Origin of the sequence: Pseudoalteromonas shioyasakiensis, from assembly GCF_024518675.1 — a bacterium.
Classification (GTDB): Bacteria; Pseudomonadota; Gammaproteobacteria; order Enterobacterales; family Alteromonadaceae; genus Pseudoalteromonas; species Pseudoalteromonas shioyasakiensis_B.
Genome location: NZ_JANIGL010000001.1, coordinates 135231 through 158659, shown reverse-complemented (window position 1 = coordinate 158659; position 23429 = coordinate 135231). Strand labels below are relative to the sequence as shown.

Here is a 23429-nt window from a genome sequence, read left to right as displayed (position 1 = left end):
ACCAACTCAAAGATTGTTAGCCCTTACTTTGAGTTGGTTTTTTTATTTGGAAATTACAATGATCCAACAGTTAACTTTACAACAAAAACAACAAATTGCTCACGCAATACCAAAAAACGGACAAGACCCACATGGCAAAATAGTGGGTCATGGTAACTACCAATACAAGATAGATGCGCACTGGGGTAAATTAGATTCCGAAGACTACCCCATCGAAAATTGTCACGCCATGGTGATGGACTCGCAAGGGCGTATTTTTATGATCACTGATAACACGCGCAATAACATTTTAGTTTACTCACAACAAGGTGAGTTACTGGATGCATTTGGTACCCTGTTCCCAGGTGGCCATGCCATTAAAATTGTGCAAGAAGGCGAGCAAGAGTATTTATATGTTGTCGATAGTGGCTGGGTCGTTAACCGACATTGGGATGGTCACAGCAAAGAACAATGGGACAGCCCTACCAACAATGTAATACCACAAGCTGGTTTTATTGCCAAAATGACCCTAGACGGCAAGCTCATTTACACAATTGGCCACCCACAAACTTATGGCGCTTATTCACCTGAGCAACCTTTTCGCCCTACTGATATCGCCATTGCCCCGAATGGCGATTTGTATGTAACCGACGGCTACGGTAGCGACTTTTTACTTCATTTTGATAAACAAGGCCGCTATATAAAACACTGGGGAGGACACGATAACAGCGATAGTCACTACAACTTACAAAATACGCACGGGATTGAAATTGACTTACGTGATGAAAATAACCCGACTTTGCTCGTAAGCTCTCGGTTTGAGCAATGTTTAAAAGTATTTTCTTTAGATGGCCAATACCTTAAAACAATCAGTGCTAATGGCGCCTACATTGGTGGTCCCGTATTCAAGGGATCCGTTTTTTATGCGCCGGTGTGTTGGTCACACGTTGATAATTGCAATGCCGATGATTCAGGTTTTATTAGTATTTTTGACGAAACAAATAAAATCATCGCTAACGTGGGTGCACCACAACCTGTTTATCAGGACGGTCAACTACAACCGATGCAAACTGATTGGCAAGTATTTAATCATGTGCACTGTATTTGTGTGGATCAAGATGACAATTTATATGTTGGCCAATGGAATTCGTCCAACAGCTACCCAATGAAGTTAATAAAACAGAATTAAAAGTGATAAATATGAATACGATCATTGTTTATTGTTAACAATGATCGTATGTTATTCATTCTAGTTTACAACAGGATCAAACTATAATGACAACACCTCGCCCTTCAATGACACTTAATTTAATTGCGCTAAGCTTAGCCTGTGTGTTTGCCAATGGTTGCAGCGATACACATAAAGCGCCTGTGCAAGAGCCATCAGTTATCTCACAAGCAGACCCATTTACTGAGGTAGAAACACTGACCAAGCTGGTTGATTTTTCAGATCAACAACAGCAAAGTTGGCTTTTTGATAGTCATACATCTCATCAACTGATTGAGTCCGCAAATAATAAACAATTAGCGTTAAATTTTTCAGCTGAGGGAAATATTTCTGAGCTAAAAATAGCTCCACCGAGCCCGTGGGATGTGTCAGCATATAATAACTATAATTTGGCATTTGATGTACAAAACACCAGCTCAGACTCTATACATGTTTACCTGTCATTAGAAAACCCACACGGTAAACTACAAAGTCGCTCAGTGAGTTTACCTGCTAATTACCAAGGGACGGTGTATTTTCCTTTAGCTGGCAAAGAAGCACAAACAAATGCCGGTATGTGGGGAGATGCGCCACCTTGGCAAACAAAAGATCGCTTAATGGTGTGGCGCTCTTGGCGTGATGATGGTGGCGACTTTACTAAAATTAGCGCAATGAACCTGTTCACTATCGGCGTGTTAGAAGATAAGTCAATATTAATTGGCGATATCAAACTAAGAGAAAACCCACCGTCTGATCCAAATTGGATGGTTAATATCATCGACAAATATGGTCAATACAGTAAACAAACCAATGCACTGACAATCACCTCAGATGAGCAGCTTAAACGTTTGGCTGATATTGAACTAGCTGAACTTGCAAAATCCAAAGGCATGAGCGACCGTTCACGATTTGGTGGTTACGCCAATGGTCCTAAGTTAGAGGCTACAGGCTATTTCAGAACTGAAAAAGTAGACGGTAAATGGTGGATGGTCGACCCTGACGGGTATTTATTTTTCTCTCATGGTCCCGCTAATGTCCGTATGGCTAACCTAACAACAATTACCGGGGTAGACTTTAAAGACGACTCAGTACGTAATCGCAGCAGTGATGAAATCACCCCCGAAGATTCTATGGGCATTGTAAAAGTCTCAGAGCAAGCTCGCCAGAGCCGCTTTATTACTTCTGAGCTGCGTCATAATATGTTCCAATGGCTGCCGGATTACAATGAGCCACTGAGCCAGCATTACAGCTACCGACGCTCAACCCATAAAGGCCCTGTGGCACATGGCGAAACATATAGCTTTTATCGTGCAAATTTACAACGTCGCTACGGCGAAACATCACCTAAATCGTACATAGATAAATGGCATGATGTAACACTTGACCGCATGAAGGATTGGGGGTTTACATCGTTTGGTAACTGGGTCGACCCAGCTTTTTATGGTAAAGAATCGGTGCCCTATTTTGCTAACGGTTGGATTATTGGTGATTTTAAAACCCTTTCTGGCCACACCAACCACTGGGGTTTAATGCCTGACGTATACGACCCTGAATTTAAAAAACGCGCCGAAATAACAATCGATGCAATAGCACAAAAAATTAAAGCATCGCCTTGGTGTATCGGTATTTTTATAGATAACGAGAAAAGTTGGGGCGAGCGTGAAGGCAGTGTTGAAAAGCGTTATGGGATCATACTCGATGCACTTTCTAAAAATGCAGCTAATAGCCCTGCTAAGCATGCTTTTACTACGCACCTTAAACAAAAATACAGCTCAATTACTGCATTAAATAAAGCATGGCAAAGTGATATCGCTAACTGGGATGAGCTCGATAAGGGCGTAACATTTACCACTTACAGCGATGCACAAATAGCTGATATTTCTAAAATGCTAGAAATGCTCGGCGAGCAATACTTTAAAGTGGTTAATGGCACCTTAGCTAAAAAGCTCCCTAATCACTTATATATGGGCGCTCGTATGGCTAATTGGGGTATGCCCGATGAAATTATTAAAGCCTCTGTAAAATACTCAGATGTTTTAAGCTTTAATATTTACGAAGAAGGCATGCAAGATCATTATTGGCAATTTTTAGAAGATGTCGATTTACCCGTTGTTATTGGCGAGTTTCATATCGGAACTGCAACCGACTCTGGCTTGTTCAACCCAGGCATTGTCCATGCAGCGAATCAAACTGACCGTGCAGCCATGTATAAAAAATACATGCAAAGCGTTCTCGAAAAACCTTATATGGTAGGCGCGCATTGGTTTCAGTATGTTGATGAACCGGTATCTGGGCGAGCCTTTGATGGTGAAAATGCCAATATCGGCTTTGTCACGGGCACCGATATTCCTTATCCTAAAATGATTGAGGCGGTAAAAGACGTCACATCGACCATGTACGAAAAACGCTACGGTAAATAGTACAAACGCTGATATAACCGGCTTTTTTAATTAAAGCCGGTTATAAAATATACCCTCTAGTTACACAACCAAGTGCTGCTTTAGGTAATCTTTCATAGCAACATTCAGTTGCCATTGCTCTGTTATTGGTTTATTAGAATTGAGTTCATTCGGCATATAAGGCCAAGGACCAAACTCTGGGCAAATATAAAATGTTTGCTGACCTCGTGCTTTTGCTAAGTCGATAATCGTTTGCCACCATTGTACATACAGATTTAATGTTTCTCGCCATTGGCTACTAAAGGGATCATTTACTTGCGCGGATTGAGTATGCCCGACTCTTGCGTGAATATAGTAGCTCTGCTGTTGCGCTGCTAATAGGGCATCTTGTTGCTCTTCAAGCAAACTTTCACTTACATTAGTCCAATGGGAGAAGTCAGCATTTAATTTTAGCTCTGGAAATTGTTGAAGGTAAGGCTCAGTAGCAAAAGCGGCATAGTTAAAGCGCCCTCTGTGAGTCTCGTGCGTAATGGTCACTGCTAAAGTACGTTCTAACGCTAACGCATCTTTTACTAATAAGCTGTTTTGCGCAAAACTATAAAAGTCTTTCCCTGTATGTGAATTTATAAACACAGGGTTAAGTGCAGCAAGAAAGCGTAGTCGCGCATTAAACCTAGCTCGGTACTGTGCAAACGATTCTGCTTTAGCAGCCAGCCACTGTTGAGCAACCACAACAAAGTTATCTTCACGAGCTGCACGTTTAATGGTTGCAATAAACTCATCGTCATCAGGGAAGTTAATTTCAGCCCCATCAAAACCCGCAGCGAGTACGCGGGCAACAAACTGCTCTGCGGCTATTCCTTCACAACCCCAGTAAGGGCATAAAAACTTTAATTCCATATTTTCTCCTTTAGGGTATCTAATATTCAATTTGGCTTATCAGACATTGCAGCTTTTAATAAGGCGCGATACACTTTAACTAAGTTTTGTTAACAATAAACCATATGTCTAAACCTGCAATCTATTGCGAGCCATTTACCATAAAGGATGGCTACGATTTTGAAATTCATCATGTCAGTTACTTGCAGCATGATGCTTATTCCTGTTTTATGCACTTTCATCAGGTCCATGAATTCATCTTTTTTGAGCGCATCGATGGCACTTATTTCTATCATCAGGGCGAGTCAAAGCTATCTGATTATGAGGCCGTATTTACACCAGCTATGGAAACCCATGACTTTGAGTTAAACCCGCGGTCTAAATCTTGGTATATAGTGCAATTTATGCCTGAGCAACTAAATGACCCGGCTTTAAACGAATTTACCGAGCTGCTTAAATCGGGAATGCACCTTAGTTTCTGTGTCGAAATACAACAAAGGCTGCACTGCTTATTAGCCTGGATGCTAAGCGAATACAACCAAAACCCTAAAAGCAAAACCTGTAAGCAGTTGTTTAATAGCCTTATAACACTCGTTTGCGAGTACGGTAAAAATGGCGCGGCAACGCTCAATAAACCGCGCTCTGGTTTAGCAAGCTTTAAAAAGTTAACGCCGATTATTGAACAATTGAAGACCCATAACGGTATTAACGTTTCGTTAGAGCAAGCCGCTGATATGTGTCATTTATCGCCGTCGTATTTTTCTCGGGTTTTTAAAAAACACTTTCGTGTTCCCTACTCCGATTACCTTATTCAACATAAGTTATATAACGCTGCGCGATTATTGGGTCAAACTGATATATCAGTCACCGATATTGCTTATGATTTAGGCTTTTCCAGTCCCTCCTACTTCATTAAACAGTTTAAGTTTCACTTCAAAGTCACGCCGCTACAGTATCGTCAACAACTGCGCTAATAAGCGCAATTATGTGCTCTGTAATAAGGTTTTACTTAACCCTGTTGTGATCCTTAATAACCCCTTATTGACTGATAGCCCTTGTTTTAGCGCTTGCGTCCCAAGTACATAAGCTTTACTACTATTAACAGCTTCAACACATAACAAGGTGTCATCATGAAAATACCAAACAGAAAACTGCTCTGCTGTTTCTTTGTGCACTATTAGCTCATTATATCCATTTGCTAAGCCCACAATTTGTAACTTGTATTGATATTGATCAGACCAAAACCAAGGCACAGCCGCGGGCGTGTACTGTTGCTTAGCAATAAACATGGCCGCCGATTTGGCTTGATCAACCGCATTTTGGACTGATTCTAAACGGATCCATCGCTGATAAATTTTGCTAAAATGACGAGTACAATCACCGATAGCAAATATATCAGGATGGGATGTTTGGCACGCTTCATTTACTTTAATTCCCTGCTCGGCCTCTATCCCTGCAGCACTTGCCAATTGGGTATTTAGCTTTACACCCACACCCACTAGAATAAAATCAGCGGGGTATTGACTGCCGTCGCTGCATACCACGATGTGTTTATTGCTTTGGTGCTTTATTTCGACTACGTCCTTGCTGGTTTGTAAATTTACCCCTTTGCTTTGATGTAAATCAGTTAAAAAGTCAGACATCACCGCAGAGGTCACCCGGGATAATATTTTGTCTTGCTTTTCAATCACAGTGACATTGGCACCTAATGCAACAAATGACGATGCTGACTCAAGCCCAATATACCCGCCGCCAATAATCACGACTTGTTTATCGCGACTGTTATTAAGCGCAGCTTTTATCGCCTTTGCGTCAGCAAAGGTTCGCATAGCAAAATACTGACGACTTCCTTGAGCATCAACAGTCTCATTTAAGCCTTTAATCACAGGAATAAACGCCGAGCAGCCCGTGGCAATAACAAGTTTGTCAAAGGTAATTAACCGCCCACATGCTAATGTGATTGTTTTTGTTTCACTGTTGATGGCTGTAACCGTTTGCCCTAAATACAGCGATAAATTGTTATCTTTATAAGCTTTTTCTGCTTTCAATGGGCTGGCAATTGTGTCACTTGCTTGCAAGGTTTTTTTTGATAACGGCGGTCTGTGATAAGGTAATTCAGGGTCGCTATCAATCAGTGTAATAGCGCCAAGCCAGCCCTGTTGGCGTAAATTAAACGCGAAGTTAACACCTGCGTGGCTGGCACCTATGACGACTACATTTAAATCAATGTCGTTTTGCTCTGTATTTATATGTTGCATAAGAATTTACCGATTAATTTGCCACCACAAATGTCATGCCATCTATGTCATCAGAAACCTCAATTTGACAGCATAATCGACTATATTCAGTCACGTTATCGTCAAGTTCGAGCATATCGCTTTCAATTTCATCCGCGGCTCCTACTTTCTCAAAATCTTCAGGGGCAACATAAACATGACAGGTTGCACAAGAGCACACACCACCACAATCACCATCAATGCCTGATACACCATTTGCCACCGCAAGTTCCATTAACGAACCACCACTTCCTTCCACTGCAATTGCGCCATTACTTTGGGTCATAAAAATTACTTTAGCCATGATTATTCCTCTACTTTTTACTGACACTTGCTACAGTGCGCTTTGTTATCGATTAATTATTTAGCGGTTAAACGAACGTGAAGGCTGTTAAAGCCGACTTTTCTTGAAAATTCACCAAGCTGTTCAATATTTTCGTTGGCTTTAACTGTCTCTATGCTGGCAACTTTTTTAGCCAGAGATAACACCAATTGACGTAATATTTGTCGCGCATGAGTGGCTCCTAAACAGGTATGGTGACTAAAGCCAAAACTAACGTGGGGGTTTACTTTACGGTCAAAATCTACATGGTTTGGATTTTTAAAGATGTTTTCATCACGGTTTGCTGATGCCCAGCACAAAGAGATACGACTATCGGCTTTTATCGCATGCTCACAAACCTGTGTATCTTGTGTGGCTACTCGCCCCATATGCGTTAAGGGTGAAAAATAACGAAGCAGCTCCTCCACCGCACGATTAAGGATTTCTGGTTCATTGCAAATACGCTGTAAATCGCTACTGTGTTCGCTAAAGTAAGCCATTGAGTTGGTGATAGCATTGATCACGGTATCGCGGCCGCCTGCAAAAGTTAGGATCATAACCCCTTTGACTTGCTCCTTGGTCATGGTTTGACCATTAACCTTGGCTGCCAGTAATACTGAGTACAAATCATCACTAGGTTGCGCCACTGCTTTATCAATTTGATGATCTATGTAGTCGTACAGAATGTTGGCTTTATCACCATCTAGATTACTGTCTTCACTGCGAAATACATGTGTTCCCCAATCAATCCACGTTTGTGCTGTATCCATTGGGGTATTAAGTAACAATGTCAGTGCCTTCGATTGCAGTGGCAGTGCAAATTCACTGACAATTTCAATCGTCTCGGTATTCAGAGCATGTTCAATAGTGTCATCTATGATTTGTTGCAAACGCGCTTGGTATTGTTCTTCTAGCGGGCGTTTGAACCACGGGTTTAGTAACTCACGAAAACCGCCATGCTCAGGTGGATCAACTTCAAAGGGAATTTGCCGGGTTTCTCTAATTGCAACTTCAGAAGGGATAACAATGCGGCCAGGTTTGGCACCTGATTGAAACAGGGTACAATTATGCGCGGCTTTTCGTACTTCTTTTAAACCTAATATCATCTTTACGGGATCATTTTGGTCATCCATTTGGCCTATGCCCGTTGCGGTACGTTGCCCTTTAAATGCATCGGCAAATTCACTCACCTTTGTGTTTTTTGTTGTCATGACTTAGTACCTTCACCGTAAAATATAAATTTGATGAACCATACTAGTCCGTTATTTTTGCTCAAAATACACAACTAACGCTTAAAAATGGTAATTTCATGTCCTATTTGTGTTTTGTTAAAAAACACACAAGCACAAAAAAGCCGATGCACTGCATCGGCTTTAGGTGGGCAAATGTGAGAGAATCCACCCTGCCTAATTACTTCTCATTTAAATATACTGTTTTCTTCTCAAGGTATTGCTCTAACCCGTACTGGCCGTCTTCACCGCCCATACCGCTTAGTTTCCAACCATTGTGAAAACCTTGATGCTGCTCACCTAAACCACGGTTTACATACACTTCGCCTACTTCCATTTCAGCAATAGAGCGGTGAATGTAATCCAATGTTTTTGTGTATAAATAAGCTGATAGACCGTATTCACTGTCATTCGTGTATGCAATCGCTTCATCAATACTATTGATTTTAATAATAGGTAATATTGGGCCAAAGGTTTCTTCGTGCACTAAAATATTATCTTGGTCAACATCCACAAGTACCGTGGGTTCATACCAGTTTCCGCCTTCAAATCCTGCCACCGTCGCGACTTTGCCGCCAGTGACAAGCTTCGCGCCTTGAGCAATGCCTTTTTCAACAATTGAGTGAATATTATTAATTTCACTCTGATTTACTTTAGGACCCATCTCTGATGTTGGATCCATCGGATCCCCCACTTTTAAGGCTTTAACCTTAGGGATGAACTTTTCTATAAAGCTGTCGTATACATCACTGTGCACATATAAACGCTCTGCACAGGTGCACACTTGACCACAGTTTGCAAAGCGTGCTGTAACAGCATCGTCAACAGCTTTATCTAGATCTGCATCTTCCATTACGATAAACGGTGCTTTGCCGCCAAGCTCAAGCATAACAGGAGTTAAATGCTTACCGCTGGCTTGATGAATAATTTGCCCTGCACGGGTACTTCCGGTCATGGTGATCAGTTTTGTCAGCGGGCTTTCACATAAATGTTGACCCACCACAGAGCCAGTACCATTAACAATGTTAAGTACGCCAGCAGGAACACCCGCTTGGTTAGCAATTTCACCGAGTTCCATGGTTGCTAATGGCGTTTCTTGCGTTGGCTTAATAACGATAGAGTTACCGGTAATTAATGCAGGGCCAATTTTACGACCTGCTAACGCCAGCGGAAAATTCCACGCTGTGATTGCCACAACCACACCACGTGGCACTTTATGAATATAGATTTTTTCGTTTTCGTGATCAGAAGGAATGATATCCCCTTTGATTGTTAAGGCATTATCACATGCATATTCGATAAACGTTGCAGTGACATTGGCTTCCATACGGGCCACATCAATCAGCTTGCCTTGCTCTTGTACTAATAACTCAGCTAAGCGCTCATTATTATCACGAATACCTTGTGCAAAACGACGTAGGATTGTGGCACGTTCACGTGGCGTTTTTTGTGCCCACGCAGTTTGTGCAACCGTCGCTGTTTCAAGGGCTGTTTGTGCATCTTCAACACTGCCTTTAGGAATAACACCCACCTGCTCGCCGGTACTTGGCGAGAGCACGCTGATGGTGTCACTATTTGATGAGCTTACATACTCACCATTGATAAAGTTTACGTTATTTTTAATTGTCATTTTTTATCGTCCCATCCAGCCGCCATCAACTAGCAATACACTGCCGTTCATGTAGTTTGAGGCGTCTGATGCTAAAAATACAGTTGGCCCTTTAAAGTCGTCTGGTGTTCCCCAACGACCTTGCGGAATACGCTCTAAAATCGATTTTGCACGCTCAGGGTCATTTCTGAGTGCTTCGGTATTATCTGTTGCAATGTAACCCGGTGCAATAGCGTTTACATTAACACCTTTACTCGCCCACTCATTGGCAAGTGCTTTAGTTAATTGGCCTATTGCCCCTTTACTTGCCGCATAGCCAGGTACGGTGATCCCGCCCTGAAAGGTTAACAATGACGCAGTAAAGATAATTTTACCTTGGCCACGCGAGACCATTTCTTTTCCTAGTTCGCGACTTAAGATAAATTGTGAGTTTAAGTTAATCTCAATGATTTTATCCCAATATTCATCGCTGTGCTCAACCGCAGGATCGCGCAAGATTGAGCCTGCATTATTAACCAAAATATCTATTTTAGGGTGATCACTTTTCACTTGCTCAATAAAAGTATACAAGCTTTCTCGTGATGAAAAGTCACATTGATAAGCATGAAACAGCTGACCGCGCTCCAAGACTTGGGTTTCAACATCTGAGCCAGACTTTGCTAGGCTTGCTGATACGCCGATGATATCGGCGCCCGCTTCTGCTAATGCCAGTGCCATTGCTTTACCAATACCACGACTACACCCTGTGACTAACGCTGTTTTACCTTTTAGGCTAAATTTATCTAACATAATTTGTTCCATTACTTAGTTTGGCAAGAGACAAGTGCTTTCATACCCGTTGGATTGTTATCCATACTGGCAAATGCAGAGCTAATATCAGCAAGTTCACTCACAGAAGTAATAAATGGTGCTAAGTCAATCTTGCCACTGGCTACCAAATCAATTGCCATTTCAAAGTCAGCGTCCTCGTATACACGTGCACCAACCAGCTCTAACTCACGCCAGAAAAACTGAAATAAATCGACTGGCGGTTTTTGTGAGTGGATAGCAACCATACAGATGCGGCCACGCACAGCAGCAATTTGGGTCATGGCTTCAACTGCAGGCTGCACACCAGATACTTCAAACACAACGTCAGCGCCTTTTCCATCGCTCCATTTAGACACATATTCTTGTAAATCTTGTTCCAGCGGATTAATTGTTTCAATATCGTAGCGTGACGAAAATTTACGTCGTTCGTTATTAACCTCTGAGATCAATACCTCTGCACCCACACTTTTTGCCACTAATGCGACAAGCTGACCAATTGGGCCACCCCCAATGACTACGGCTTTTTCGCCTGCTTTTAAACGAGAACGAGAAATATCGTGGCATGCAACCGATAACGGTTCAATCAGTGCACCCTGCTCAAGGGACACGTTCTCTGGTAGTTTATGGATAGTGCGGGCTTTTACGGTCCATGAATTTTGGAATGCGCCAACTGAATCAATCCCCATAAATTTAAGGTTATGGCACACGTGGCTATGGCCTGCATTACAGGCTGGGCAGTCACCACAATAATCAAGTGGGCGTACAACAACACGATCACCTACTTGTAGGTTAGTAACCTCACTGCCAAGCTCAGCGACAACACCTGAAATCTCATGTCCTATAGTGTGTGGTGGGTTTACACGTTGATCCATTACACCGTGGTAAATGTGCATGTCGGTACCACAAATACCAACAAAACCAACATCTAAACGAACTTCATCTGCTTGTGGCTTTATCGCTTGACCTGCAACGATACGAAACGATTTATTACCAATATATTCTGCTGCTTGCATAGTGATACCTTATGATTGTTTTACTAAATGTGGTTTAACTAATTGCGCGTCAAACTCTACGCCAGTACCGATAATATCTGGGGCGCAGGCTTTACCGTTATCATCAATTTGTAACGGTCGCGTTGTGTATTCATCAATCGGGAACGAGTGAACTTCTAAAAATCCCGCATGAGGTTGTGAAGCCAGAAGCGATACATGTAATTCATGCATACCATGGCTACAAATAGGTAAGTTGTGGGTATAAGCTTGGCTTGCTACGTGCAGCCAGCCAGTGATACCGCCAATGTTAGAGGCATCAGGTTGTAAAAAGCCTAATTTGGCTTGATCAATTGCATAGCCAAATTCATGTAAAGTGTGCAGGTTTTCGCCCATCGCTAAAGGAATAGATGTCGCCTGTGCTATACGAGCAAAACCTTTGTAGTCATCAGGGATGGTTGGTTCTTCAAACCACGTAATATCAAATTTTTCAATCGCTTTGGCAAAACGAATTGCATGCTCTACGTTCATTGAGTAATTAGCATCGACCATTAATATTCTGTCATCACCAATCAACTGCCTGACAGCTTCAACACGAGCAACGTCTTCTTTATAGTCTGCTTTACCAACTTTAATTTTAACGGCGTTGAAGCCACGATCTAGATAGCCTTGAATATTCGCCAGCAGCTTTTTCTCATCAAAATTAAGGTCGATTCCGCCAGCGTAGCACGCTGTTTTATCGCTATGACCACCAGCGACTTGCCACAGTGGTGCTGATAACCGCTTACATTTGATATCCCACAGCGCAATATCAACTGCAGAAATAGCAAAGCTTAATAAACCACCGCGACCAACATAATGCAGATCCCACTGTAATTTATCCCAAATTGACATGATGGCTGATGAGTCGGCGCCAATTAAGCCTGGTTTAATTTCATCATTTAATAATGAATAAATAGCACGGCCACCTTTGCCACCGGTGTAGGTATAACCCATGCCTTCATAGCCGTCGTTAGTCATGATGCGCACAGCAATCACTTCAAAATGGGTATGATCTCCATGTTTAGCATCACTTAACACCTCAGCCAGAGGAATTTGATAATACTCCACCTTTACGCTTTTTATTTTTAGTAATGAATTTCTCATCTAGCCACCAAATTAGTTTACATGATACTGTCTATTGTTAACAATCTACAACAATGCAAATTTATTGTAAAGGATATATAGTTAATAAAATGAAAATAACTTAACGCGGAAATTTGCTTTGAAGTAAAGCGCGAGCAAGTTAATCAACTGATTTGACTTGCTCGATGAGTTGTAATGGTGAACCTTACTAGCTTAATTCTTTAATGAGAGCGCCAGCAAGTGTTGATGTGCAGTGATATACACCCGATTTTGCTGAGCATTAAAGGCTAAATTGGCACTGATGTGAGGCAGCCTTACCCGTGCCAATAACGTGCCTTGTTCATCAAATAGCCAAAGTCCATTAGGCCCGGTTGCAAAAATAATCCCGCTAGCTGCGTGTATTTTTAAGCCATCTGGCAAACCATGACTATCTGATGTAACAGCAGGCAATTGATACAGTAACGTTTTATTTATTACCGTCCCGTCTTTATGCAATTTGTATTGATACCATGCAGGCTTTTGCGGATTGGATGCGGCTACATACAAGGTGCTTTCATCCTTTGATAACGCAATGCCATTTGGGTAAATCAGTGTCTTGTCTAACAGCTGTAACTGCCCTGTCGTTGTTAGGCTATATACACCTTGAAAGTTTAGCTCTTTAGCGGGATCGTCCAATTGCTTGGCTAAACCATAAGGAGGGTCGGTAAAAAACAACTGGCCTTGGCGATTAAATACGCCGTCATTAGGGCTATTTAACCGCTGGCCTTTATATTTGCTAACAAGTTGTTGATAGTTTGCCTTAGCTGACGTTAATGGCGCGACCATTTTAACTACTTGACGTGAGCGCGATTGCAACAACACCAGCTCGTTCTGCTGATTCAGCAATAGACCATTTGAATAACCACTGTGTGCTAAATATAGCTGCACTCCTTCGCCTTCTTGATACCGATACACACGGTGCGTGGGAATATCTGAAAACAATAAGTACTGGCCATCATTCACCCACACAGGCCCTTCTAACCAATCAAAGCCTGATGCGAGTGTCTCAATCGTTGCATCTAAATCTAAAACCTGTAACGCTTTTTTATTGTATATCTCATAGGGGCCTTGCGTTATGAGCGGCTTAACCTCGTGTTGCTCTGCATATACAGATAAGGTAATCACTAAAAATAAGCTAAAGGCCAAGCTTTTAGTTATCTTCATGACTAAACCTGCGTTGATATAGTTGCTGATTAACTTCTTTCGCGGCGTTGACAAGCGGCTGATACGGAATGTCTGCGACATTAACAAAGCCAACATTATAGTTTTCACCATCATAAGCGCGCCCAGTTAACGGCGAATCTATATATTGAAACCAATGTGCGCCAACAAAGTATGGGTTATCGATCACACTCTTCATGTATTGTTGATATTTAACGCCACGCTCATGTTGTGACTGAGTATGAATAAGGCCAGGGTTTAATAGCCCTGAATCTAACGCCCCATTATGAAACTCTCCAATAATACTGGGCTTATCAAGTGCGGCTAAAAAATCCCAAAAATCATCATTTAAGCCTTCACGGTAATAATTATAACTCATTACATCTGCGTGCTCGCTCGCAGCTTGGCGGATCTCAGGTGTCATGCCCCAATCTGCAAATCGCGCGCCCATGTATAGATGATTAGGCAAGTGCTTGGCTGTCGCTTGCTCAACAACGGCAAAGTATTGTTTTGCGTAGTGGTATAACATCACTGAAAAATCGGCTTGTACTGCCTCGTTGATATCTTGGATAACCACCCCTGAGGCAAATTCCTGCCAAGATGAAATATCAGTTTGCCAGTTTACATTTAATGCTGATATGTCTTGATACTTTTCTTTCATTAGGGACACAAATTCAGCTTTTGTCGGGCTTTGTTTTGCATTGACTGTTAATGTGTTGATCACTAAACCATATTGTGAATTAACTGAGCCCATCATGCCCCAGCTCTTTTCGTTATCTATAAAAACACCAACACACCATGGGTTATTTTTAACTTGTGCGGCTAACGTTGCTAACGTCACATCAGCACGTTTAATAAAGGCGGGATCAAAGGGGTCTGGTAGTGGGCTCCAGTAATCGTTGCCACTGCTAACGGTTTTAAAGTTACCAATGATCCAAGCATTCGCAAAATAGGGTATGCGATCTTCTTGGTAAAAATCCTCATCAATCCAGTTACCGAACGAGGTAAAACCCCATGTGAGCATACGGTCAATGGTGGTATCTCGCCATTTTTGCATCAATACCTGTTCGTTTTGGGTTTCATATTTGCGTTGTAAATTAGCTCTATAAAAACTGAATGTTTCGCCTTTTTTTAACGCACCACTGTGAACTTCACGGCGATATCCATAATTATCTGCGAGCGGATCATCAACAGCCGGTAGCCAATTAAACATATTTGCTCTTAATTCTGAGCTAATATAACGTGATGGCCATGCCGATTTCGGCGCAGGGTTTAAACCAATCGAATCTTCAGGTGTTAAATCACCGGGCTCTCTTTGTACTATGTATTTTTGATCAAAATCGTAACCTGTAATGGTAGTGGTATTGGCTAAGCGTACATTGGCGATACCGGTTGAAAAAAATAAATAGCCTTGTGGGTCAACTAGGCTCCATTTTCCATTGTACTTTTCGGTCCTAAAGTAGCCTGTAGCCTGAAGTTTTGGCCCCTGCTGCCATCCACCAAACTTAGAGCGACCAGCTAAAGGGATTTTGCTAAGGTTGGCTTGCTCTTGTTTTGAAACCGCAATTAACTGCTCAGTTGAAGATACTTTATTGGCAAAGTCACGCTTGGCGTTTTGGCCAAACTTATCCACTAAGCCTGCTAGGTACTCAGTATCAAAGTTTGTCGGTTTTATTAGCCTTACATTATCAATGAGTAAGTGTTTGTCTTCTAATAAGCCCTTTGTGCCAAAGCTTACTTTTGTTACTCCGCTGACATCAATATTTTTTGCACCACCTCGATACAATACCGGTGTGTAGCTGCTTTGCCAGCTTGGAGGGTTAGAGCGTATACCCGACTCTATATTTAAATCAGCGCCTTTTAATTCAATATAATAAGTATTAGTTGATTCGCTGGGTACCACTACACTGCGGCTTTGCGCTTTGCCAGTTTTATCAATTGTTTTTATATATAACTGGGTAGACACTTTATCAGGGTTTTCAATATCTAAAGCAAAAGCGAAATTACCTAAAGCTTGCCAATTCCAAGTTTGGTTATTTACAAATTCAATATCACTTTCGTGATGCGTTTTTGCAGCAAATGTAACCTTTAATTTATGGTTGCCTTGCTGTTCAATTAGACTTGTAGTGGCATTGTGGCTTTTTAAAAAAGGTTGGTAGTCAGCTTTTTCAAAATCCCACAGCATGTGTTCTTTTTGTGTAGTATTACTAAGCTGTGTGCTTTGTTCTGGTTGATTATTAGTACAGCCGACAAGCCCAGTGCCTAACAATAGAGCTATTGGGATATAAATGATTTTATGTGTGTGTTTCATAGCAAGCCTATTCTTTTATTATTAAAGAACCGCTTTTGTAAAAAAGCGGTTAGGTACTATGTTGAATAATTACACAACACAAAATAAATAACAATTAATTGTTAACAATTTAATTAATGTAAAAAACTTTACTAATCGTTTTATTCAATAAATTGAAAACGTTGATTGTCGCCGTTATAACACTGCCACTGTACAATATCAGCACCATTTGTTTGCAGTTTACCTGCGATATCAACACATTTATTACTTAAACTTGATTTGAGCTCGAAGTAGCCATCACCCGTGCTATTGAGAGTAAAGCGTTGACTGGTTTTTGCATGATCACAAACCCACTGCTCCAACTTAGCGCCATTACTTGTACTGGCGTTTTCAATCTGCATGCACAAGCCACTTAACTGTGAGCTAATTGCATATTCATTATTACTTAACTCAACAAGGTTAAATTGTTGGTTCGCATTATCAGAGCCACAATCCCATTGCTGATAATAAGAGCCATTACTCATTGCGCCAGCTGTTATATCAATACACTTTTGACTATGCTTAGCTTTGATCTGTGCACCATTACTAACACTGTTTGTATTGGACGCATTAACAGGTTTATAAACTCGCACCCAATCGACATACATTTTATTTTTACTACCGTCTGCCAAATCGGCATCTGTAGCAATATTTCCTGCCTCTGAACGCCAGTCGTGATCTTCTGTATCAATAATAATATAAGCAGATTGATCCATATTATGTGTGTTCTTGTTTAACGTCGCACCGGTATAGTCTTTATCTTTCATCACCACCTGCGCCCACGAACCATCAGGCGTTTGCTGGCCATCAATGTAAAATGTGACTTCTGTTGGGCTTTTCCAATACACGCCAAAACGATGAAAACCTTCACGCCAATACGTTCCCCAACTAGGCGTATTATGCGTTTGATCATTGTAATCACTAATTATTTGGTTAGATTGTTGATCACGAATAAATACATGAAAGTTAGTCGACATATTTTTAGCAAACCAATCATCACGTGCCCCACCGTATACCTCGAGCACATCTATCTCTCGTTCGTCATTGTCACTTAGCAGCCAAAAATTTGAAGATAATTCCAGATTACTTACCTTAATGTTTGCCTCTAAAAAGATTGGAAAGCTAACTTTTGTTTTCGAGGTGATCACCCCTGCATTAACTTTATCTGTACCGGCACGACGCGAAGCACTAATTATAAGGTTGCCGTCTGAAACCCATGACTCATCTTGCTGCCAATAGGTCAAACCTGGACCTGTCCAACTATTAAAGTAAGTATCATTCCATTTACTGGTAAATGCAGCAGGTTTACCTGTGTAATTAAATGAGTCTGAGTATGTTTCTTGTAGCTGCCAGACTTTGCCATCACCGGGAGTAACCGGTAAAGGAATTGAGTCCCAATCATTTGCAAACAAGTTGGTAGTAGTGAGTAAACAGCCGATAAACAATGTTGTTTTGTTCATTTTTGCCTCTTTAAATTAATGTTGTCATTTTGGTCACACACTGTGACCAATACAGACTAGTACAAATAAGAAACAAAACAAACACATTGTTAACAAAAAACTTTTAACAATGCCTTGCTTGCGTTATGCTCAACTTTGCACTAGGCCTTGTTTTACTTATTTATTACACGTGCCTCAATCCGAAATTAAATAACAGCAATGCAAGGGATCTTATGGTATTCAATAATTTAATAATCACAGAGAAACTGCGGTTTATAATGCTTATATTAAGCGCGTTACTGATAACGGGCTGCAACGGTACGAAAAATACTGTCAATATAACCTCCCCTCAAACCTTAAAAACGAGCCTTATTAAAACAACTAAGCCACTGCACATTGACTACCTAGTAACGGGTAGTTTGCTCAAGCAATTAAACTTAACCATCACTAATCCTAGCAATTATGCCACCTTAGATTTGTATGCAAACGATGTTTTATTATTTGAGAACCTCAACATCGCTGGTACTGGTAAACACACGTTTAATGCATTAGTGGAGTTTCCTCAACATGGTGACACTATCCTCACCCTCAAAGTCAACAATACCGATATCACGGTTCACAGCGTCTCATTTGTAGATATTGCAGATTTAACATTGCCCGCCTATCAAGACATTACCAAAGCGGCAGGACTTGATAGCGTGAACTCAATTAAATACGGTGGACCGACCGTAGCTGACTTAGATAACGATGGTGATTATGATTTTATCGTAAATAATCATAACCAAGAAAGCAGTAAACTTTATTGGAACAATGGTGATGGAACCGTAACAAAACATGATAAAAACTTAGCCCGTTGGTTTATGCATGATTTACACGGCACCGCTGTAGGTGATTATGACAATGACGGCGACCTTGATTTAGTGGTAACACAAGGTGGCGGTAATGGAAAAAATCCCTCTAAAGCCAACTTTTATACTAATAACAATAGCACCTTGGTGCTAACAACTGGTGATGTCAATATTGATAAAGGCGGTCGTGGACGCGGCGCAAAATGGTCTGATATGGATTTAGATGGCGATTTAGATCTAATACTTATAAATGAAGCCAGCTTAGCGGGCACTAAACCACAACATTATTTTTATGAAAACACCGGAAAAAATGGTTTTGTTCGTAAAAGAGTAAAGGGTATTGAAGATCAACACCCCTCGCGCGCATTAGTAACCGATATAAATAATGATCACATAGACGACATAATTCTGTATGGGCCTTTATCTGTATGGCAGGGTAATGGTGATTTTACTTTTACTAATGTTACCGCGCAGTTTCCAAAAATCATTGATACGCATAGCATCATGGCCGTGACTGATATTGATATAGATAACGATGGCGACCTTGATTTATACCTAGCGAGGGGTAAAGAGTTTGAAGCCGGCAAAGGTGAGGCACCGTTTGTTGATCACAACCCTCTTGATAAAACATTTTCAATTAAACCCAGAGGCTACAAGGGTATCGATAAGTTTACCTTTACTGCTGAAAATCAAATAAAGCTTCATAACTACTATTATCTGGCCCAGGGCGCATTTAGGGGCAAAGACTACCCTTTATTTTTAGGTCGGAATAAAACACCGGTGGTGCTTAAAAATGGTGGAGAACTGACATTTACTAAAGAGCAAGCACAAGGCTTTACAGATGACATGTCAGAAAATGGGGTTTATTTTGGCCATATTGGTAACGGCCAATGGCAAGCTGCATTGGTACGTAATGATGATATTTTTTGGGGTTATAAATTCAGCCTTAAAGGCGTTGATAACGTACAAACCGCGTTTACTCCTGAAAACCGCAACATGGCAGATATATTATTACGTAATGATAATGGCACATTCACTGACGTATCTAAGCAATGGAATATCCCTTTAGGAGGTAATTCAATGGGAGTAACACGCGGTGACTTTAATAATGATACACACCAAGATTTGTTTATTTATCGTTGGGGAGATATTGAAAAACGCATTGCGGATTTGATGTTAGTTAATAATGGTAATGGACAGTTTCATGCTGTTACAGCACATGGAGCAAATGCATCGGGCGATCATGGCAACGGTGATATGGGTCAGGCTTTTGATTTTGATTTAGATGGCGACATTGATCTTCTTAACGGGAGTGAAGGCGGCCAGTGGTATTTATATGCAAATAGCCAAAACGAAGCATCTGAAAATAATTATGTACTTATTAACGTTGGCTACTCACCAAAAAATCATATTGATGCTACATCGGCATTAGTAACCGTTGAAACCGTCACACAAACCTTTCATAAACGGGTTGGCTCAGCGGGTGCTGTATTTTCACAAAGCTTACTTAACACCGTTCATTTTGGTCTAGCTAAAGAAAATACCATCAAAAAAATAACGGTAAGATGGCGAAATGGTGAAACCGTCGAGTTTAGTGATAAAGCCGCGAACCAAGTGTACTCAACATCTCGCCTTGACCCCACTGCTATTACTTTAAAAGCCGCTCATGAGAGTATTCGCGCTGGCACAAAAATGACATTAATACCGCAATTTTTACCCAAGCAAAGTAGTCAAGTATTACACTGGTCGTCATCTAATGAAGCTGTATTAACTGTAAACCAAGCCGGTCAAGTAAAAGCCGTGGGAAAACCCACTGAGTATGCGACCATTCGTGTCACCAGCGCAGCTAACCAATTAGTTGCTGAGAAAAATCTGCATATTAGCGAGTTTGTACCTGCACCACTTACACAAATCACAATTACTGCTGATGATAATAACGCTAAAAGCTCACTGCCCCATGAATTGTTTGTCGGCCAATCGTTACAGCTTAGTGCCAAGCTAACACCTGGTATAGCCGATAACCAACAAATTACATGGCAAAGTAATAAGCCTGCGATTGCCATTATAAACAACAAGGGACAAATAAAAGCTTTAGAATCTGGCACGGTAACCCTATCAGCGCTTGGCGGCAGTAACAATCAAGTTATGGATAGTTATACACTTGTAATAAAGCCCGTGATCAAACCGTATATAACCATTACCAACCAATCAGCGTTAAACAACTTAACGGTCGGTGATGATATAACGGTTCGCGTTGATTACCATGCAGGTAGCAATAATCAGGTTATAGCCTCAGATGAAGGTGGAATTCGCTTTTGGCTAAGGCACTTCAAATCAAAGTGGATCCCAGTAAAAGACACCGTGCTAACAGATAAAAGCGTTTTAAATACGCAATCTGGACAATCTTCAATGACTTTTTCCCTTGATGGAGTAATCCCAAGCGCAGAACTTCCTGAAGGACATTTTTACTTATTGCGTGCTTCGTTTGTATCCAGTGATGGCACAATGAACGATGTTAATATTTATCCTTTGAATATTAGCGAATCCCATCACTGACTATAACAACTAAAACACATTATGTTCAGTGCTGTAGCCTTCAAAATACTGAACATGATGTATTAAAATGGCAGAAATAAATACAGATATGTAAATTGCAAAGGGCTGCCTGATTTAATTCATTGTATTACTGAGCACTTCCACAAAAAATTTCTTAATGAAGTAGTTAAATCGAAAAATAGCTTCCTTAGGAGTTGCCAGTTGGTGCGTAATATTAAAATTAGATTACGCCAAAACGAATAGTCCAAGGAAACTTTAAAAAAATATAATAAAAATTTGAACAATAACAGCTTACCCAATTTAACAATTTAATATGTATTAGTTCAGACAAGATCTGACAATTCGCTTGAAAAAGTGAGAGCTACTCGTTTTGGTAAAGGTGTCGAATCTCTAATCAAAATATAAAAAGAGGTAACCCTCATGCTACATACTAACAATCCAATCATTAAGCACAAAGCCGGCTTACTTAATTACTTTTGTAGGTAATAATATCTTCAATTTTGCAATCAAAATAATTACAAAGAGCATCTAATGTTTTTGTCGTCGTTGAGTAGTTTGAATTTTTTGCCATTTTTGATATTGCGGATTTTTGTACCCCAGCCGCTTCAGCAACTTCTGTTAAAGGTATTTTGCGGTTTTCTTTTTCTGACTTAGCGTCTATCAATTCTTTTAAATTATAAATAATCATTTTAGTATAACCAATCGGTATTTAAAGTTTCTTTACAAGAAACTTCTCCCATGTTCTAATGAATTCAGTTTCTTGTGAGGACACAAATATGACTGATATAAATTCGACTTTACTTACAGCTAAAGAGCTTTCTACTTTCATTAAGTTCAGCCCAGATTACATTAACCGTAAGTTAAAAGACACAGTTTTTTATGAAGGCGAACATTACATAAAACCATTTGGCTCACGCAAAGTATTTTACATTTTAGAGAGTGTTTTAAAAGAAATGTATAAAGCAAGCAGTCCTCAGGAGCAAAAATTTGTGATTCCCTTAACCCGAGGAGGTGTATGTAATGGCTAGTATTCGCAATCGTTCAGGAAAGCTCTTTTTTGATTTTTATTATCAAGGCGTTCGCTGTCGTGAGCAAACTCTTTTACTCGATACTAAAGCAAACAGAAATAAGCTTGAAAAAGTGCTAGAAAATATTGAGGCTCAAATAATGCTTGATAGATTTGTCTATCGTGATGTATTTCCTAAAAGCACTCGATGCTCTGTATTTAAAAAATATGATGACCAAATACAGACACTAAAAGAGACCACGATAAATAAAAGCGATCTGATCGTAGTTAATACGCTGACATTCGAGCAATTTGCTTACGAGTGGCTAGAAGAAAGTAAAATACACTGGAAGCTTAGCCATTACAAAAATGTTGTAATGATTTTCGAACGTTATTTAATCCCAGAGTTTGGCCAATTTAGGTTAAATGAAATTAATCGAACGCATATTATTAAATATCGTGCGAGTATTTTAGAGCCGAAACGAAACATATCAGTAAAGAGAAAGCTTAGTAATGATTGGATCAATCACATAATGACCCCACTGCGAAAAATGCTTAAAGAAGCTTCATTACGCTATGACTTTCAAACACCTTTTATTAATATTCAACCTTTAAAAATACCAAAAACTAAAATCGAACCCTTTTCATTAAAAGAAGTACAACACTTTTTAAAGCATGTTCGAGCTGACTTTCATAATTATTACACTGTTCGATTTTTTACAGCAATCCGCACCGCAGAAATCGATGGCTTGAAATGGGAGTATGTTAATTTTGACAGAAATGAAATAACAATCCACGAAACTTTAGTTGATGGAAATACAGAAACACCTAAAACACTCGCATCTTATCGAAACATCCAATTGTCATCAGTGGTAGTTGATGCTTTAAAAGAACAACATAAGGTTACGGGTAAAAATACTTACGTATTTTGCAATTCAAAAAATAAGCCACTTGATCATCGCAATATAACAAAAAGAGTGTGGTACCCAACACTTGTGCAATTAGGACTGAAAAAACGTAGACCCTACCAAACAAGACATACATGCGCCACTTTATGGCTTGCTTCTGGAGAAAACCCTGAATGGATAGCTAAACAAATGGGGCACAGTACAACTAAAATGCTCTTTGAAGTTTATAGCCGTTACGTACCTAATAACACTCGACAAGATGGTAGTGCTTTCGACCGTCTACTCCAGAACGTCAATATCACCAGCAATGAGGTTTAAA

18 protein-coding genes are annotated in these 23429 nt (G+C 40.5%); 6 read left to right on the top strand and 12 right to left on the bottom strand.

The features are described from left to right. The first annotated feature begins 58 nt into the window (after positions 1-58). Together NQT69_RS00685 and NQT69_RS00680 are read left to right on the top strand one after the other, a co-directional pair. Positions 59-1168: a 6-bladed beta-propeller gene (locus tag NQT69_RS00685; RefSeq protein WP_256825808.1), complete on the top strand. Its 1110-nt coding sequence runs from the start codon at positions 59-61 to the stop codon at positions 1166-1168. Between the two features lie 86 nt (positions 1169-1254). Further along, on the top strand, positions 1255-3606 hold the full coding sequence (locus NQT69_RS00680; RefSeq protein ID WP_256825807.1) for a beta-galactosidase: 2352 nt from the start codon (positions 1255-1257) through the stop codon (positions 3604-3606). A gap of 60 nt (positions 3607-3666) precedes the next feature. Here NQT69_RS00680 and NQT69_RS00675 read toward each other — a convergent pair whose 3' ends face one another. Then, positions 3667-4485, bottom strand: a complete 819-nt coding sequence (locus NQT69_RS00675; RefSeq protein WP_256825806.1) for a hypothetical protein — start codon at positions 4483-4485, stop codon at positions 3667-3669. A gap of 104 nt (positions 4486-4589) precedes the next feature. Here NQT69_RS00675 and NQT69_RS00670 point away from each other — a divergent pair, with 104 nt between their 5' ends. Then, on the top strand, positions 4590-5438 hold the full coding sequence (locus tag NQT69_RS00670; RefSeq protein ID WP_248442144.1) for a helix-turn-helix transcriptional regulator: 849 nt from the start codon (positions 4590-4592) through the stop codon (positions 5436-5438). 9 nt (positions 5439-5447) lie between these two features. Here NQT69_RS00670 and NQT69_RS00665 read toward each other — a convergent pair whose 3' ends face one another. The 10 genes from NQT69_RS00665 to NQT69_RS00620 all read right to left on the bottom strand — a co-directional run bounded on the left by NQT69_RS00665 (position 5448) and on the right by NQT69_RS00620 (position 17813). Further along, a complete protein-coding gene (locus NQT69_RS00665) occupies positions 5448-6722 on the bottom strand; it encodes an NAD(P)/FAD-dependent oxidoreductase (protein WP_256825805.1) in 1275 nt (424 codons plus the stop codon). Between the two features lie 13 nt (positions 6723-6735). After that, entirely contained in the window at positions 6736-7044 is a 309-nt protein-coding gene (locus NQT69_RS00660) for a 2Fe-2S iron-sulfur cluster-binding protein (RefSeq protein WP_096739509.1), read from the bottom strand. Between the two features lie 56 nt (positions 7045-7100). Beyond that, positions 7101-8273 carry a cytochrome P450 gene (locus NQT69_RS00655; protein WP_256825804.1) on the bottom strand — a complete coding sequence of 391 codons (1173 nt, stop codon included), beginning with the start codon at positions 8271-8273 and terminating at the stop codon, positions 7101-7103. A 199-nt stretch (positions 8274-8472) separates the two neighbouring features. Continuing rightward, entirely contained in the window at positions 8473-9921 is a 1449-nt protein-coding gene (aldA, locus tag NQT69_RS00650) for an aldehyde dehydrogenase (protein ID WP_256825803.1), read from the bottom strand. A 3-nt stretch (positions 9922-9924) separates the two neighbouring features. Next, the gene (locus tag NQT69_RS00645) at positions 9925-10689 is read right to left on the bottom strand and encodes an SDR family oxidoreductase (protein ID WP_064385154.1); all 765 of its coding nucleotides are present in this window, start codon (positions 10687-10689) and stop codon (positions 9925-9927) included. 11 nt (positions 10690-10700) lie between these two features. Next, the gene (locus NQT69_RS00640) at positions 10701-11723 is read right to left on the bottom strand and encodes a zinc-dependent alcohol dehydrogenase (protein WP_096739506.1); all 1023 of its coding nucleotides are present in this window, start codon (positions 11721-11723) and stop codon (positions 10701-10703) included. 9 nt (positions 11724-11732) lie between these two features. Then, on the bottom strand, positions 11733-12845 hold the full coding sequence (locus NQT69_RS00635; protein ID WP_256825802.1) for a mandelate racemase/muconate lactonizing enzyme family protein: 1113 nt from the start codon (positions 12843-12845) through the stop codon (positions 11733-11735). 192 nt (positions 12846-13037) lie between these two features. Beyond that, positions 13038-14027, bottom strand: coding sequence for an SMP-30/gluconolactonase/LRE family protein (locus NQT69_RS00630; RefSeq protein WP_256825801.1), 990 nt, complete (start codon positions 14025-14027; stop codon positions 13038-13040). Then, entirely contained in the window at positions 14014-16335 is a 2322-nt protein-coding gene (locus NQT69_RS00625; RefSeq protein ID WP_256825800.1) for an agarase, read from the bottom strand. The genes NQT69_RS00630 and NQT69_RS00625 overlap by 14 nt, the downstream gene beginning before the upstream one ends. A 140-nt stretch (positions 16336-16475) precedes the next feature. Next, positions 16476-17813 carry an RICIN domain-containing protein gene (locus NQT69_RS00620; protein WP_256825799.1) on the bottom strand — a complete coding sequence of 446 codons (1338 nt, stop codon included), beginning with the start codon at positions 17811-17813 and terminating at the stop codon, positions 16476-16478. Positions 17814-18070: 257 nt separating this feature from the next. Between NQT69_RS00620 and NQT69_RS00615 the strand changes: the two genes are divergently transcribed. Next, entirely contained in the window at positions 18071-21196 is a 3126-nt protein-coding gene (locus tag NQT69_RS00615; RefSeq protein ID WP_256825798.1) for an FG-GAP-like repeat-containing protein, read from the top strand. A gap of 466 nt (positions 21197-21662) precedes the next feature. Here NQT69_RS00615 and NQT69_RS00610 read toward each other — a convergent pair whose 3' ends face one another. Next, the gene (locus NQT69_RS00610) at positions 21663-21884 is read right to left on the bottom strand and encodes a helix-turn-helix domain-containing protein (RefSeq protein WP_256825797.1); all 222 of its coding nucleotides are present in this window, start codon (positions 21882-21884) and stop codon (positions 21663-21665) included. 88 nt (positions 21885-21972) lie between these two features. Here NQT69_RS00610 and NQT69_RS00605 point away from each other — a divergent pair, with 88 nt between their 5' ends. Beyond that, positions 21973-22224: a hypothetical protein gene (locus NQT69_RS00605; RefSeq protein WP_256825796.1), complete on the top strand. Its 252-nt coding sequence runs from the start codon at positions 21973-21975 to the stop codon at positions 22222-22224. After that, complete coding sequence (locus tag NQT69_RS00600; RefSeq protein WP_256825795.1) at positions 22217-23428, top strand: Arm DNA-binding domain-containing protein; 1212 nt, start codon at positions 22217-22219, stop codon at positions 23426-23428. The genes NQT69_RS00605 and NQT69_RS00600 overlap by 8 nt, the downstream gene beginning before the upstream one ends. Position 23429: the final 1 nt, after the last annotated feature.

Excerpts from the sequence above, each read along its gene's own strand:
- NQT69_RS00685 (WP_256825808.1), top strand. The coding sequence starts at position 59 with ATGATCCAACAGTTAACTTTACAACAAAAACAACAAATTGCTCACGCA.
- NQT69_RS00680 (WP_256825807.1), top strand. The coding sequence starts at position 1,255 with ATGACAACACCTCGCCCTTCAATGACACTTAATTTAATTGCGCTAAGC.
- NQT69_RS00675 (WP_256825806.1), bottom strand. The coding sequence starts at position 4,485 with ATGGAATTAAAGTTTTTATGCCCTTACTGGGGTTGTGAAGGAATAGCC.
- NQT69_RS00670 (WP_248442144.1), top strand. The coding sequence starts at position 4,590 with ATGTCTAAACCTGCAATCTATTGCGAGCCATTTACCATAAAGGATGGC.
- NQT69_RS00665 (WP_256825805.1), bottom strand. The coding sequence starts at position 6,722 with ATGCAACATATAAATACAGAGCAAAACGACATTGATTTAAATGTAGTC.
- NQT69_RS00660 (WP_096739509.1), bottom strand. The coding sequence starts at position 7,044 with ATGGCTAAAGTAATTTTTATGACCCAAAGTAATGGCGCAATTGCAGTG.
- NQT69_RS00655 (WP_256825804.1), bottom strand. The coding sequence starts at position 8,273 with ATGACAACAAAAAACACAAAGGTGAGTGAATTTGCCGATGCATTTAAA.
- aldA (WP_256825803.1), bottom strand. The coding sequence starts at position 9,921 with ATGACAATTAAAAATAACGTAAACTTTATCAATGGTGAGTATGTAAGC.
- NQT69_RS00645 (WP_064385154.1), bottom strand. The coding sequence starts at position 10,689 with ATGTTAGATAAATTTAGCCTAAAAGGTAAAACAGCGTTAGTCACAGGG.
- NQT69_RS00640 (WP_096739506.1), bottom strand. The coding sequence starts at position 11,723 with ATGCAAGCAGCAGAATATATTGGTAATAAATCGTTTCGTATCGTTGCA.
- NQT69_RS00635 (WP_256825802.1), bottom strand. The coding sequence starts at position 12,845 with ATGAGAAATTCATTACTAAAAATAAAAAGCGTAAAGGTGGAGTATTAT.
- NQT69_RS00630 (WP_256825801.1), bottom strand. The coding sequence starts at position 14,027 with ATGAAGATAACTAAAAGCTTGGCCTTTAGCTTATTTTTAGTGATTACC.
- NQT69_RS00625 (WP_256825800.1), bottom strand. The coding sequence starts at position 16,335 with ATGAAACACACACATAAAATCATTTATATCCCAATAGCTCTATTGTTA.
- NQT69_RS00620 (WP_256825799.1), bottom strand. The coding sequence starts at position 17,813 with ATGAACAAAACAACATTGTTTATCGGCTGTTTACTCACTACTACCAAC.
- NQT69_RS00615 (WP_256825798.1), top strand. The coding sequence starts at position 18,071 with ATGCTTATATTAAGCGCGTTACTGATAACGGGCTGCAACGGTACGAAA.
- NQT69_RS00610 (WP_256825797.1), bottom strand. The coding sequence starts at position 21,884 with ATGATTATTTATAATTTAAAAGAATTGATAGACGCTAAGTCAGAAAAA.
- NQT69_RS00605 (WP_256825796.1), top strand. The coding sequence starts at position 21,973 with ATGACTGATATAAATTCGACTTTACTTACAGCTAAAGAGCTTTCTACT.
- NQT69_RS00600 (WP_256825795.1), top strand. The coding sequence starts at position 22,217 with ATGGCTAGTATTCGCAATCGTTCAGGAAAGCTCTTTTTTGATTTTTAT.